This window comes from Desulfovibrio sp. 6_1_46AFAA (assembly GCF_000224635.1).
GTDB lineage: Bacteria > Desulfobacterota > Desulfovibrionia > Desulfovibrionales > Desulfovibrionaceae > Desulfovibrio > Desulfovibrio fairfieldensis.
In genome coordinates this window covers 14,332-27,961 of record NZ_JH114300.1, presented here as the reverse complement: position 1 = coordinate 27,961, position 13,630 = coordinate 14,332, and the positions used below count along the sequence as shown (strand labels likewise).

At 62.0% G+C, this 13,630-nt stretch carries 9 protein-coding genes; 1 reads left to right on the top strand and 8 read right to left on the bottom strand.

From position 1 onward, the window contains the following. Positions 1 to 167: 167 nt before the first annotated feature. The 8 genes from feoB to HMPREF1022_RS00050 form a co-directional block, all read right to left on the bottom strand. Positions 168 to 2,399: a ferrous iron transport protein B gene (gene feoB, locus HMPREF1022_RS00080; protein WP_009301329.1), complete on the bottom strand. Its 2,232-nt coding sequence runs from the start codon at positions 2,397 to 2,399 to the stop codon at positions 168 to 170. 148 nt (positions 2,400 to 2,547) lie between these two features. Next, positions 2,548 to 2,823, bottom strand: a complete 276-nt coding sequence (locus tag HMPREF1022_RS00075) for a DUF2325 domain-containing protein (RefSeq protein ID WP_008683651.1) — start codon at positions 2,821 to 2,823, stop codon at positions 2,548 to 2,550. A gap of 166 nt (positions 2,824 to 2,989) precedes the next feature. Next, positions 2,990 to 4,279 carry a sensor histidine kinase gene (locus tag HMPREF1022_RS00070; RefSeq protein ID WP_009301327.1) on the bottom strand — a complete coding sequence of 430 codons (1,290 nt, stop codon included), beginning with the start codon at positions 4,277 to 4,279 and terminating at the stop codon, positions 2,990 to 2,992. After that, entirely contained in the window at positions 4,246 to 4,569 is a 324-nt protein-coding gene (locus HMPREF1022_RS18755) for a winged helix-turn-helix domain-containing protein (RefSeq protein WP_232221506.1), read from the bottom strand. Before HMPREF1022_RS18755 ends, HMPREF1022_RS00070 begins: the two co-directional genes overlap by 34 nt. Further along, on the bottom strand, positions 4,512 to 4,964 hold the full coding sequence (locus tag HMPREF1022_RS18750; protein WP_009301325.1) for a response regulator transcription factor: 453 nt from the start codon (positions 4,962 to 4,964) through the stop codon (positions 4,512 to 4,514). The genes HMPREF1022_RS18755 and HMPREF1022_RS18750 overlap by 58 nt, the downstream gene beginning before the upstream one ends. Positions 4,965 to 5,114: 150 nt before the next feature. Continuing rightward, positions 5,115 to 6,542, bottom strand: a complete 1,428-nt coding sequence (locus tag HMPREF1022_RS00060; RefSeq protein ID WP_009301323.1) for a TolC family protein — start codon at positions 6,540 to 6,542, stop codon at positions 5,115 to 5,117. Next, complete coding sequence (locus tag HMPREF1022_RS00055) at positions 6,542 to 8,479, bottom strand: MacB family efflux pump subunit (RefSeq protein ID WP_008683644.1); 1,938 nt, start codon at positions 8,477 to 8,479, stop codon at positions 6,542 to 6,544. The genes HMPREF1022_RS00060 and HMPREF1022_RS00055 overlap by 1 nt, the downstream gene beginning before the upstream one ends. Continuing rightward, positions 8,479 to 9,711, bottom strand: a complete 1,233-nt coding sequence (locus HMPREF1022_RS00050; protein WP_008683641.1) for an efflux RND transporter periplasmic adaptor subunit — start codon at positions 9,709 to 9,711, stop codon at positions 8,479 to 8,481. Before HMPREF1022_RS00050 ends, HMPREF1022_RS00055 begins: the two co-directional genes overlap by 1 nt. Before the next feature lie 601 nt (positions 9,712 to 10,312). Between HMPREF1022_RS00050 and HMPREF1022_RS00045 the strand changes: the two genes are divergently transcribed. Continuing rightward, the coding region (locus tag HMPREF1022_RS00045; protein WP_009301320.1) for a filamentous hemagglutinin N-terminal domain-containing protein at positions 10,313 to 13,630 on the top strand (3,318 nt) is incomplete at its 3' end.

The following is a 13,630-nucleotide window of genomic DNA, read 5'->3' as shown; positions in this document are numbered from 1 at the left end:
GATTCCGTCCGCGACGCGGATCGGCGGCGGGCGGAACGCAATGCCGGAAATAATGCCCGCGCCGCAACGCCTTTGTCAAGGCATGCGGCGCGGGGCGTCACCTGTGCCGCGCGGGCGGCGAAAGCCGCCGCCCGCGCGGCCAGATCTTTGCAAACAGGGAATTGTCGCTAGCCCCAGACGGTCCGGCCGACCTGGTAGGCCCCCACAGCTATGGCATAAGCCAGCGCCGTGTTGAACAGGATGCTGAAAGCCACCCAGCCCCAGCTTCCGGCCTCCTGCCGGATGACCACCAGGGCCACGAAGCAAGGCGAATAGAGCAGCACGAAGAGCATCAGGGACAGGGCCGTGGCCTTGGACCAGGAGGGATCGCTCTTGAGGCGTTCGGCCAGAGGCGCGGCGTCTTCGGGGTCCTGCTCGCCCAGCGCATATGCGGTGCCCATGGTGGCGACCACGGCTTCTTTGGCGGCAATGCCGGCCAGCAGGGCGATGTCCGTACGCCAGTCGAAACCGGCGGGTTTGGTCACGGGCTCCACGAACCTGCCGAGACGCCCGGCCACGGAGTAGGCCAGCTCCTCTTCGCCGAGTTGGTCGCGCGCATCGGCCAGTTCCCCTTCCAGGGCCTCGCGTCCCTCGGCGCCTTCAGGCAGCGCGTTGACCTGCGTTTCGAGCTGTTCGATCTTCTGCTCAAAAGGAGCGGCGGCTTCTTCAGGCAGGGACGGGAAGGTCATGGCGGCCCAGATCACCACGGAAATGGCCAGAAGCACGGTACCGGCCTTTTTCAAATACATCCAGGCGCGTTCCCAGCAGTGCAGCAACACGCTGAACAATGTGGGCATGCGGTACGGCGGCAGTTCCATGACAAAAGGCGTGGCTTCGCCCTTGACGATGGACGAACGCAGCAGGCGGGCCACCACCAGAGCCGCCACCCAGCCGGTAATCATGATCAGGAACATGACCGTGGCCGCGTTTTCCGGGAAAAAGGCCCCGGCCAGCAGCAGGAAAACCGGCAGTTTGGCCCCGCAGGTCATGTACGGCAAGGTCAGCAGGGTCGCCAGCTTTTCCTTGGGGCTGCGCAAGGTGCGGGTGGCCATGGCCCCGGGAATGGCGCAGCCGCCCGCGATGCCGCCGGAAATGACATAGGGCATCACCGAGGCGCCGTGCAGACCGAAGAAGCGGAAAATCCGGTCCATCATATAGGCCATGCGGGCCATGTAGCCGCTGTCCTCCAGAAAGGAGATCAGGGCGAACATGATCATGATCAGGGGCACGAAACTGACCACGCCGCCCACACCGGCGATGATGCCGTCCACGACCAGGGACTGGGCCAAGCCCCCGGGCAGCACGCTGGTGCAGAAGTCGCCCAGCCAGGCAAAACCGTCTTCCACCCAGCCTTGGGGATACGCGCCGACCTCAAAGGTGATCTGATAGATCATGTAGAGCACGCCAAGCATGATCAGCGGGCCGAAAAAGGCATTGGTCAGCACTTTGTCCAGCTTGTCGGAAAGAGCCAGACGGCTCTTGCCCGGATCCTGGCTCACAATGCCGTCACGCAGAATGCTGCGGATGTAGCCGTAACGATGGTCCGTGATCACGGATTCCATACTGGTGTTGAGCGTGTCGCGGACATGCGCCACCGCCTTTTTGCAGATGGCTTCCAGTTCGACCGTGGTTTTGGCGTCGGCGGCGCGGGCTTCCTTGAGCATGTCCCCATCGCCCTCAAGCAGCTTGAGCGCCACCCAGCGGGACTGGTACCGCGCGGCCAGCAGTCCGGAACTCTCAATGCCTTTTTCCAGCTCCAGAAGCGCGGTATCCAGGTCCGCGCCGTAGGAAAGGCGCAAGGGGTCCCGTTTGCCCGCCCGGGCCAGGCTAACGGCCAGCTCCATGGCTTTTTTAAGTCCCTCGCCGGTACGGGCCACCATGGGCACCACCGGAATGTCCAGCATCCGGCTCAGCCGGTCCATATCAATATGGATGCCCGCGGCGCGGGCCTCGTCCATCATATTGCAGGCCAGCACAACGGGCATGCCCATTTCCAGCATCTGCACGGTCAGCAGCAGATTGCGTTCCAGAGCGGAGGAATCCACCACATCGATGACGGCCTGCACATTGTTGGCCGCCAGTTCGCGCCGGGCCACCAGTTCTTCCTGGGAATAGGCGGTCAGGCTGTAGGTTCCGGGCAGGTCCACAAGTGTCACCGGCTCGCCGTTGAAGACGAACTGGCCCTCCTTTCTGTCCACTGTCACGCCGGGGTAATTACCCACATGCTGACGGGCCCCGGTGTACCCATTGAACACCGTGGTTTTGCCGCAGTTGGGATTGCCCGCCAGCGCAATGCGCACCATCGCGGACGATCCGCCGTGCATTTCCTCCACCGATTTGAACTGCCTCACCGCACTCATGCCGGAACCTCCCCCATGGCATAATCGGCGGCAGGGACCACCTGCCGCCCACAATCCGTGACCCGAATATCTCTCATTGCCGGGACTCCATAAAAATGAAATTCATTTCCGAAATGAACTAGCTACTTGTCCTCCGGATGTCAAGCATTCATGACGAACGCAGGCATTCCCGCAATGAGGAGACGCCGCACGAATGCACCATATGGATGGGAATATTGCGCGACCTTGCCAACTGCATGGCTTTGCGCTTGGCCTCGTGGGAAATTTTGTTGGTGAACACGATCACCCTGTCCGGATTGCCGATCTTGTCCATGAAATTCCGTTCATTGCGGCTAATGCACTTAAGACTGTGGCCGCCTTCCTTAGCCGCCGCGATATACTCGGGCTTCAGCCTGTCCATGCCGCCGATCAAGGTAACGCACATAGCTTTTCTCCTGGCTATGGCCTTCCCGCTGACCCCCGTGGCGAAAAGAACCGTTTGTATCCGCTTTACGTGACTTCTTTATAATTGAAAATGAATTTCAAAGTCAAGATAATTTTCATAACTCCTGTCGATTTGCTGAAAAATCCGCCGCAACGGCTGCCGTGCGTCAACAGGGCAAAGCCACCGTTTCCGACAGGCGCACAGTCACCACGTTCCGGCCGGGAAAAGCCTGGCTTGTGTAAAGCCAGTCGAGCCGGGCCGTCAGCCGCCGCGTCAATTCCAGTCCAAGCCCGAAACCGATGTCTCCCGCGAGATCGCTTTCTCTGGCCATGTAATTGACCACTTCGACCACGCCGCCGTGCTGGCTGATGTGAATGATGCCGCGCAAGGTATGCTGGAATGCGTTCCGCACAACATTGCCCAGGACTATACGTGCCGCGGCCTCCGGCAAAAGCATCCGGCAGGGGGCCGTTTCCAGAACGAACTTCAGATCTTTTTCAATATATAATTTATTTGTATCATGGACTATCTCCTTCAGCAGCGCATCGACATCCACCATGCCGGGCGCGGGCATTTCCGCCACATCCCGTCCAAGCCATAACAGCGTTTCCACCAGATGGGTCATGGTATGCCCGGCGCGGTCAATGCGCTGGACAATGGATTTTTTCATTTCCCGGTCCGTGCCACGGCGGCTCATAATCTTTCGCAGCAGTTCCGTGGCCGCGAGCACAACGCTGATGGGCGTACGCAATTCGTGGCTGCTGTACTGCAAAAACAGCCGTTCACGCTCCAGGCTTCGATGCTCGGCCACAAGGCTTTTCCGGATCAATGCGGCCAGCTTGTTCAATTCCGGATAGCAGAAGTCCGGCGGCGTCTCTTTCAGGCGTTGCTCGTCCAGTTCGGCGGCCCAGTCCGCCAGGGCCTTGGCCGGACGGGAGACTTTCCTGATCAGCAGGCGGGTGAACAGAAACAGCGCCGCCACTGTCACGGCGCTGACGCCCAGGAGAATCCGTACGGTTTCGGCCATCTGACGTCCCACCAGAGGGGACGCGTCCTCCTGTCTGACGCCCTGGCGCACGTAGTAGTCCTGCCCATCCGCGCGTACGCGCATGACAAAGTTGAGCTGTTGCGGCGGATCGGGCCATGAGCCCAGATCATACTTGTAGAGCGCCCCTTCCCGCAGCGGCGGCGTAAGATTGTCGCGCACCTCGGCGGGCATATCCTCCCAGCGGGGGGCTATCTCCAGGCCGTTGACGTTTTGCAGGCCCCGCCTGCCCGCAGCAGGAATGTCGGCCGCGTATAGCTGCACGGCCTGCGCCAGATTGGCCGAGATGATGCTGTCCAGTCCCTTGCCGAAAAAGCTCAGACTCAGAAAGGCATAGCCGACTACCGGCAACAGGGCGATGCCCAGAAAAGAAAGACTCAAAAACCATGAGAGGCTGATTTTCCGGTCCACCAGGAGGTTCCCTCGCGCAAGGCCACGCCGTGGCCGGGCATGGTGTGCAGCAGATTCGTGTCAAAAGGGGCGTCAATGCTCTTGCGCAGATGAAAAAGATGCACCTTGAGACTGTCGCTGTCCGGCGGATCGTCCCCCCATACGTCGAAAAGCAGCTTCTGCCTGCTGACCGCCTCGGGCGAGTGGCGCAGCAGTACGTGCAGGATGCGCCAGCCGATGGGCGAGAGTTGTATCAGTCTGCCCTGCCGCTCTCCCTGTGCTCCCTGACATCCATGAACAGATCTCCGCAACGCAATATTCTGGCCTGGCCGCTGCGCCGCTGGGACAGGGCCTGCAGCCGCGCCACCAGTTCGCGCATTTCAAAGGGCTTGATCAGATAATCGTCGGTTCCTGCCGCGAAACCGGCGAGCTTGTCGTCAATATGTCCGCGTGCCGTAAGCATCAGAACAGGGGTGTCGTCGCCCTCCTGCCGCAGCCGGGCGCAGAGCGAAAGCCCGTCGAGAAGCGGCAGATTGAGGTCGAGCACAATGGCGTCGTAGGCCGTGCCGCATGCCGGAGCGCCTGCCAGTTGCAGGCCGTGCGCGCCGGTCCGGGCATAGTCGCAGTGCATGTTTTCCAGTGCGAGATATTCCACAATGGTTGTGGCCAGGTCCACATCATCTTCCACAAGCAGGATGTGCAGCATGCAGCGCCCCTCCCTTATCCGGAAGCGCAGGGCAATGAAGATTTTTGTTCTCTGCCCCCAAAAAAGAACTCCGCGCGGAATGAACCATATCAAGACATGGATGCGTTTCGCACAGGCTGATCCTGACGCAGGCGGAGGGCAAAAAGACCATCAATCAGCGCTTCCTTGTTGTTTGGGCTCATAACGACCGCCCATGGCCTTGTATATTCCATTCTCCCAGGTGAGCAGCGTATACCGCGCCGAAAGCACGGACAATGCGGAATTGTCGGCTGTCGCCAGGGCCTCCAGATAATCCTTGAGCGACTCCCGGCCTTGGGCATGGCGCGTGCCGTAGTAGGCGGCAATGCGCCGGTCGCGTTCATGGACCTGCTGCGTCTGCTCCAGGGTCTGCCGTGCCAGAACGTAGGACGCGCAGGCGGTGTCCACCTCGTTGAGCGCCGTGGTCAGGCTTTGCACGAGGCTCAGCCGTGCGCTTTCAAAATCCGCTTCCGAAATTTTGACGTTCCAGCGCAGGGTATTCCAGTCCAGAAAGGGCAGGCTCAGGCTCGCCAGCCCCGTGAGCAGGGGCACATTGAAGAAGCGTCCGGCCGTGTCCGAACTGAGGTTGAGCGTGGAGCCCACGGTCAGGCGCGGGAACCAGGCGGCCCTGTCCGCCTCCAGGTTTTTGAAAGCCCCCTCCAGCCGCGCCTGGGCCGCATGGATGTCCGGCCTGGCGGCCAAGGCGGCAATGGGCACGTTGAGGTCCACGGGCACGGCGGCCACGGCCATGATGTCAGCGCCGTCGGGAGGGGGCGGCGTTTCGCCGGGCCGCATATTGCACAGATTGCGCAGCGTTTCCAGAGTTTCGGCCCGTTGCGTGCGCAGCTCCGTCAATATGTTCCCGGCATTGAGCAGGGACTGCTCGGCCTGAAGCGGCTCCACCACCGTGGCCTTGCCTTCCCGGTATCTCGCCCGGGCGATTTCAAGGATGCGCCGGTATGTCTCGGTATTGCGTTCCACCAGGGTGATGGATTGTTCGGTATACATCAGCCTGAACCAGGCGCTCACCACACTGTTGACAAGAGCCAGGCGCGCACCGGCCAGATCTTCCACGCTGGCGCGGTATTCCCAGGCCTTGGCGTCATAGGCGTCGCGCAGACGCCGCCAGAGGTCCAGCTCATAACTCATGGCGGCCTCGCCCTGCCAGCTCTCCCGCCAGGTTTTTCCGTCCTCCAGATGGTGGCCCGGCTTGAGATTGCGGGAGACGGAAGCCGAGCCCCCGGCGGAAAAGCCCGGCAGCAGGTCCGACGTTATGAGCCGCGCTTCATACTGCGCCCGGTTGACGGCAACGGCGCTGGCCGCCAGGTCCGTGTTCCGCTCCAGGGCCAGTTCCACTGTCCGGTCCAGGGCCGCCAGACCATAGCCTCGCCACCATTCCGTATTCAGATTATAGCGGGCGGCCGTCTGCCGTTCAGAGATGACCGCGCTCATGATCTCCGCCCCGGAACGCTCTTTCGCGGCGCAGGCCGAAAGCAGGCCGGCCGGGACCAGGGCCAGCAGCAGGACCGGAACGCAACGGAACATGCAACGCTTTGCCATCATTCCCTCGAGAGCGCCTCAATGGGGTTGAGCCGCGACGCGTTGCGCGCCGGAACAAAGCCGAAGCAGGTGCCGATGAGAGACGAACAGGCCACGGCCAGCAGGATGGAATCCATGGAAAACCGCAGTGAAAATCCCAGGGAGAGCATACTCGCGGCCACGCTGATCAGACCGGCCAAAGCTATGCCCGCCACGCTGCCCACCAGGCAGATCAGCACGGCTTCCAGCAGAAATTGTTCCATGATATTGACGCGTCGCGCGCCCACGGCCATACGCAGGCCGATTTCGCGCGTGCGTTCGGTGACGGAAACCAGCATGATGTTCATGACGCCGATGCCGCCCACCACCAGTGCGATAAGGGCTATGCCCGTTATAAGCAGGGTCATGGTGCCGGTGGCGCTTTCGATGGTCTGCCGGATGCTGTCGGTGTTGAAAGTGGAAAAATCCTTGCTGCCGTGGCGCGCGGTGAGCAGCCGCGTGATGTTCCGCTCCGCCATGAGCGGCATGACGCCGTCCGCGACCTTGACCGTAATGGAGGCGATGCTGTGGGACCCCGTAATCCTGTACATGACCGTGGTGTACGGAGCCCAGATATTCAGCGTGTCCGAAGGGCCGAAGCCCATATCCTTCTTTTTGACCACGCCCACGACCCGCAGGGGGCGGCTGTTGAAGAGCAGAATCCGCCCTTCCGCCTGCCCGATGGGAAACAGGCGCCGGCGCGTGTTCTCGTCGATGACCACCACGGACTCGTTGCGGCGCACGGCGTTCTCATCGAAAAAACCGCCCGAGGCCGGTTCCAGGCCCTTCACGTCAAAGTAACCGGCCCCCACACCGTTGAGCTGCGCCGTAACCGAGATATTGCGGTACCGCAGCGTGCCGCTGGATGAAGCATTAGGGGTGCTGCTGGCGATATAGGGCTGCTGCGCCAGAATATCCGCATCGGCCACGGTCAGGGTGGTTATCTGGGCGGCCCGCTGGTCTCCGAAGCCCCTGCCGGGAAAGATGTCGATGGTGTTGGTGCCCATGGCGCTGATGTCGGCGATGATTTTTTCCTGCGAGCCCCGTCCCAAAGCCACCACGGAAACCACCGAGGCAATGCCGATGATAATGCCGAGCATGGTCAGGCAGGAACGCAGCTTGTGCGCCCAGATGGCTTGCAGGGACATTTTGACCGCCTCGCGCAGCTGGTCAAGACGTCCCGTCATCCTGAGCACGGGACGGACCGTCGCGCCGGGGGGCGCGGCCGGGGCATGGGGCCGGGTGCGCTCGTCGGAAACGATGCGCCCGTCGCTGATACGGATGACCCGCGCCGCATGCGCCGCCACCTTGAGATCGTGCGTCACCACAATGACCGTATGGCCGCGCGCGTGCAGCTCTTTCAGAATCTTCATGACATTGTCGCCGCTGGCGGAATCCAGCGCGCCCGTGGGTTCGTCCGCCAGGATGATGCGCCCGCCGTTCATCAGGGCGCGCGCGATGCTCACGCGCTGCTGCTGGCCGCCCGAAAGCTCGGCGGGCAGATTGCGCAGCTTGTCGTTCAGATCCAGGTCCGCAAGCAGGGCGCGCGCCCTTTGCAGGCGTTCCGCCTTGCCTTCTCCGGCATAGACGGCGGGCAGGGCCACATTTTCCAGGGCCGACAGCCGGGACAGCAGATTGTAGCGCTGAAAAACAAAGCCCAGATGCGCGCAACGCAGGACGGACAGGGCGTCCGGATCCAGATCGGCCGTATCCTGGCCGTTGATGCGGCATATGCCGCTGCCGGCTTTGTCCAGGCAGCCCAATATATTCATGAGCGTGGACTTTCCCGAGCCGGACGGCCCCACGATGGCCACGAACTCCCCGTCCTCAATGGAAAAGCTCAGTTCGTGCAAGACCTGAACGCGGTTTTCGCCACTGCCGAAAAATTTGCTGACCGCGCTGACTTCAATGATCGGCATCAGTGCGGTCCTCCGGGGCCCGGTCCCTTGAGTTCGGTCCGGGCGTCCATTTCCTCCCTGGTGACGCGTCCGGCCACGACCTTTTCCCCTTCGCGCAGGCCGTCCACAATTTCCATGCGCACGCCGTCTGAAAGACCCGTGACCACCCTGCGCGCTTCCGTCCCCCCATTGTCCGCCAGTACCTGGACTATTTTGCCTTCAGGGCCGTCTTCGACCGCCAGCAGCGGCACGGTCAGTGCGTCCGCCTTTTCCGCCGTGACGATGACGGCCTGCACGGTCATGCCGATGCGCAGGCGGGCGTCGCCATTGTCCACCAGGGCCTTGCCGTAATAATACACGGCCGTGCCGGATGAGGAGGACGAGGAAGATGCGGACCCGGACGAGGAAGACGAGGAACTCTCATAGGTGCCGTCCGACAGGGTGGTCAGACCCGGATCAATGGACGTAAGAACGGCATGAGCCGACACGTCCGGCTCGCCCAGGATGGTGTAGGACACGGCCATGCCGGGCCGCACCGCCGGAATGTCGCCTTCGGAAATCTCAAGGCAGATCTCCATACTGCCGAGATCGGCGATCTGGGCAATGGTGGGGGTGGACTGCGCGGCGTTGACCGTCTGTCCTTCCTCCACGGGAACCGACACTACCGTACCGGCCAGAGGCGCGGTGATTCTGGTATAACCCAGATTTTCCATGTCCGTGTTCACGGCCAGTTCCGTCTGGCGTACCAGGGCTTCCAGTTCCGCCACTTCGGCCCTGGCAAGGGCCCAGGCGGTTTCCGCGCTTTCCAGATCTTCCTGCGAGGCGGCCTCGCGGGCGCGCAGGGCCTTTTCGCGCCGATACTGCCGCTCGGCGATGCGGCGGCTGACCTTTTTGGATTCCAGGCGCTCCTGATAGGATTGCAGCAGGGCCTTGTCCGTCTCCAGCTGGTTCTGTTGCGTGGTGGCGTTGATTTCGGCGATCAGTTCGCCTTTGTTCACCATCTGTCCCACCCGGACATGGATTTTGACGATCTGCCCGGAAACCTGTGCGCCCACCGTGACCAGCTGGGCCGCCTTGACCTCTCCCGTGGCGTTGACGACGTGACGCACGGCGCTTCTGCGGGCCGCATCACTCAGATAGATTATATCCGGACGCGAGGTGCCGCTTGTCCATAAGCCCAGGCCCACGGCCAGAACCGCGACTGCCAGAGCCATGCCCAGAAGCCGTTTTCCACCCGCTGTTTTGAGCTTCACGCCCGTCCGCCTGTTTTTCTTGTTGCTTTCATTGCGGTTCAAGCTAGGACGGCATGGGTTAAGGCAAGGTTAAGAGTCGCATCTGGTTGCAACTATTTTTACAAACCTTTCCCGCCCAGGCGGAAAGGCTTTCCCCGGCCCTGTTTGGGACTAAAAAAATTACTAATTAATTCGACCCGCTGCCGGGCGGAATCAATACGTTACAATTAAAATAAATTTATTTATATTTACTTTTATTTTACATCTTCCTATATATACTTATGAATAAAATTCTGCTTGCCGCAGCTGTTTTGGCAGTTCTGGCGTCGCAGCTTTTTCCGGCATCAGCTATCCAGGCCGCCGGGCCCGTTGCGCCGTTTGATCTGCCCGCCCGCGCTGTCCAGGCGTATGAGCAGCGCCTGCGTGAACAGGAGACCCCGCCCGCCGTCTATGCGGGGAAGGCAGGACGGAACGCCTGCAAAGGACGCGCGCCCTGCTTGCGGACCTGAATCTGGATGACTTGACACACAATCTTCCGCCGCGTCGGCCCCCAATTCCGGCGCGCGGGGCGTAAAGCGCTCAGGGCAAGGAGCGCGTTTTGCCGGGCTCAAGGGAGGGAATCATGAAGAGGAAAGGGGAAGCGCGCAATGTCCTGCTGTGCGCCGTGCTTGCGGCGCAGTTGATCCTTTTGCCCGTACTGGGAGCCAACGTCCGGGCCGCCGGTGTGACGCCGGACCCCAATGCGGCGGCCAACAAGCGCCCGAGCATGGAGACCGCGCCCAACGGCGTGCCGGTGGTCAACATCACGGCGGCCAACGGCTCGGGGCTGTCGCACAACCAGTACCATGATTTCAACGTCCACCAGCAGGGCCTGATCCTGAACAACAGCAGCGGAGCCGCCAATTCGCAGCTCGGCGGCATTGTGGCGGGCAATCCCAACTTCCACGGCAACCGTGGGGCCGAGGCGCGCACCATCCTCAATGAGGTGACCAGCGCCAACCGCTCGCGCATTGAAGGCTATATCGAAGTCAACGGCCGGGCGGCGGACGTGATTCTGGCCAACCCCAACGGCGTGACGGTCAACGGCGGCGGCTTCATCAACGTGCCGCGCGCCACCATCACCACGGGCAAGCCGGAGGTGGACCCCGGCGGCGCGTTGCGCGGCTATGAGGTGCGCCAGGGCGACATCCGCATTGAAGGCGCGGGCATCAACGCCGACAACACGGACGCCTTTACCCTGCTGGCGCGCACGGCCCATGTGGAAGCCCAGGTGCGCGCCAGCAGCCTGGCCGTGGTCACGGGCAAAAACAGCGTGGCCGCCGACGGCACGGTGACGCCCCTGGCCGATCCCTCCCCTGCCCCGGCTGATCCCGGCGATCCCTCCCTGCCCCCCGCCGCCGAGGAAAAACCGGAAGTGGGCATTGACTCCTCGGCCCTGGGCGGCATGTACGCCAACCGCATCACCCTTATCGCCACGGAAAAGGGCGTGGGCGTGAACCTGGAAGGCACGGTACAGAGCGCGGACCAGATGGTGATCACCGCCGACGGCAAGCTGCGCCTGCGCGAGGCCGTCTCGGGCGGCGACGCGGTGCTGGCCGGCAAGGGGGATATCGAACTGACCGGAGCCACCGTCACGGCGGCGCGTGACCTGTCGGTGACGGCTGACAACCTGCGCCTGGAAAAGGGCGTCTTTGAACCGCAATATGAAGCCCGCAAGGCCAAAAAACAGGCCGGAAGCGTAACAGCCGGTGCGGCTTCCGCACCGGCGTCGGGTCTGACAGACCCGACGCCCGAGCCGGAACCGGAAAAATCCTCCGGACTTTATGCGGGCGGCAATCTGTCGATCAAAGCCAATACCCTGGTTCTCGGCGAAGACGCGCAGGCGGCGTCCGGGGTGGACAGTTCCGGCGGCCTGACAAAAGACGGCAACACAACTATCGCCGCCGGTACAGTGGAGGCAAAACGGGCCAAAGTCCTGTCCGGCGGATCAATCAACATCGCGGCCGCCACGGCCGATGCCGCCTCTTCAACCATTGCGGGCCGGGGCGACGTCGTGCTGTCCGGCGGGGAGCTCGCCCTTCTGAACACCCTGGTACAGGGCGGACGCGTGGGGCTGGACCTGGAGCACGTGAAACTGACGGAAAAATCCAAGGCGGAAGCCGTCACGGATCTGGCCTTCCGGGTGGCCCAAGCGGAGCTGAACGACGCAAGCCTGAGCGCCGGTTCCGACTTGCTTCTGGATGTGGGAAAAGCCCTCTTTGACGTTCAAAGCAGCCTTTCTTCCGGCAATGACCTGACCCTGCGCGGCACGGATGTAACCCTGAACGGCGCATTTCTGGCGGCCGGGCAGGACCTTGAATATTCCGGCGAAAGCCTGAGCAATATGAACGGCGTCCTGTACGCGGCGCGGGACCAGCGCCTGTACACATCCGGCCTGCTGCTCAACGACGGCGGCGAAATTTACGCCGGGCGCGACATTCTGATCGCCGACGCCGACGGCAAGGGAGAGAACGCCGTGCGCAATCTCTCGGGCACGATCTCCGCCGGGAACGAGCTTTCCATCAGCGCAAAAACCGTGGAAAACAAAAAACGCGAATTTGAAGTGGCGGAACGAGGCAAGCACATTTCATACAACGAATGGTATGAATGCAACAAGCCGTTGCTCGGTCACGGTTGCGACAGAAGGCAATTGTGGTATTACGTCAACGTCTATGAAGACTACATCCTGAAGGATTCGCCGTCCGCCCAGATGCTTGCGGGCGGAGACATTCTCATCAACGCGGATCTGCTTGAAAACCACTACAGCACCATTGCCGCCGGAAATAATCTCGCCGTCAAGGCGACCAACGTCGACAACAAGGACGCCGTGCTGCAACGGACGCGCACGGTCAGGGAAACCATGAAGGGCTGGGACTCCGATGATGACTTCACCGGCGAATATTTCCGGTCCTACAATGAAACCTACGAAGAGATCGGACGTTCCCCCGTCGTGCTTTCCGCCAAGTCCGGGTTGTATATGGACGTTGCGGATACCTTCAACAATTACAGCGACCGCCAGGGCATTTCGCTGCCCAACGGCAATTCGGAGAGCGCGGGCTATCCTTTTGCGGGCAGTCCCATGTTCCGCCCGTCCACGTCGCCGGGCCATCATTACCTCATTGAAACCAACCCCATGTTCACGAATATGGGCCTTTTTTACGGTTCGGATTATTTCCTGAGCCGCATCGGCCTGGACCAGGACCGCCAGCAGGTGGTCCTGCTGGGCGACGCCTTTTATGAAACGCGCCTTGTGCAGCAGCAGATTCTGGCCGCCACGGGTCAGCGCTTCCTCAACGGCTACAGTTCGGACGCGGACCAGATGCGCGGGCTCATGGACGCGGCGGCGGCCCAGGCCCAGGGGCTTGATCTCAGCGTCGGCGTGGCCCTCACCCCGACCCAGGTGGCGGCCCTGACCCAGGACATCATCTGGCTGGAAGAGGAAGAGCACATGGGCCAGAAGGTGCTTGTGCCCCACCTCTACCTGGCCTCGGCCACCCAGCAGGACATCGCGCCCGGCGGCGGCGTGCAGGCCAAAAACGTCTACATCAATGCCGGTAAAGGCATTCTGAACGAAGGCCGCATCAACGGCGAAAACGTGAACCTGGCCTCGGTCAATATCGAAAACACCGGCGGCCTGCTGCGCGGCGGCAGCCTGAACCTCACGGCCCTGAACGACATTGCCAACAACAGCGGCTTCCTCCAGGGCGGGGACATCAGCCTGAAGGCCGGGGGCAACATCGTCTCGCAAACCCTGACCCGCCCGACGCGGGCAATGCCGCCACCAGCACGTGCTGGCCCAGGGCGGCATCGAGGCCACGGGCACTGTGACGGCCGTGGCGGGCAACGACCTGGCCATCCGGGGCTCCACGCTCAGCGCGGGCGGCGACGTGACCCTGGCCGC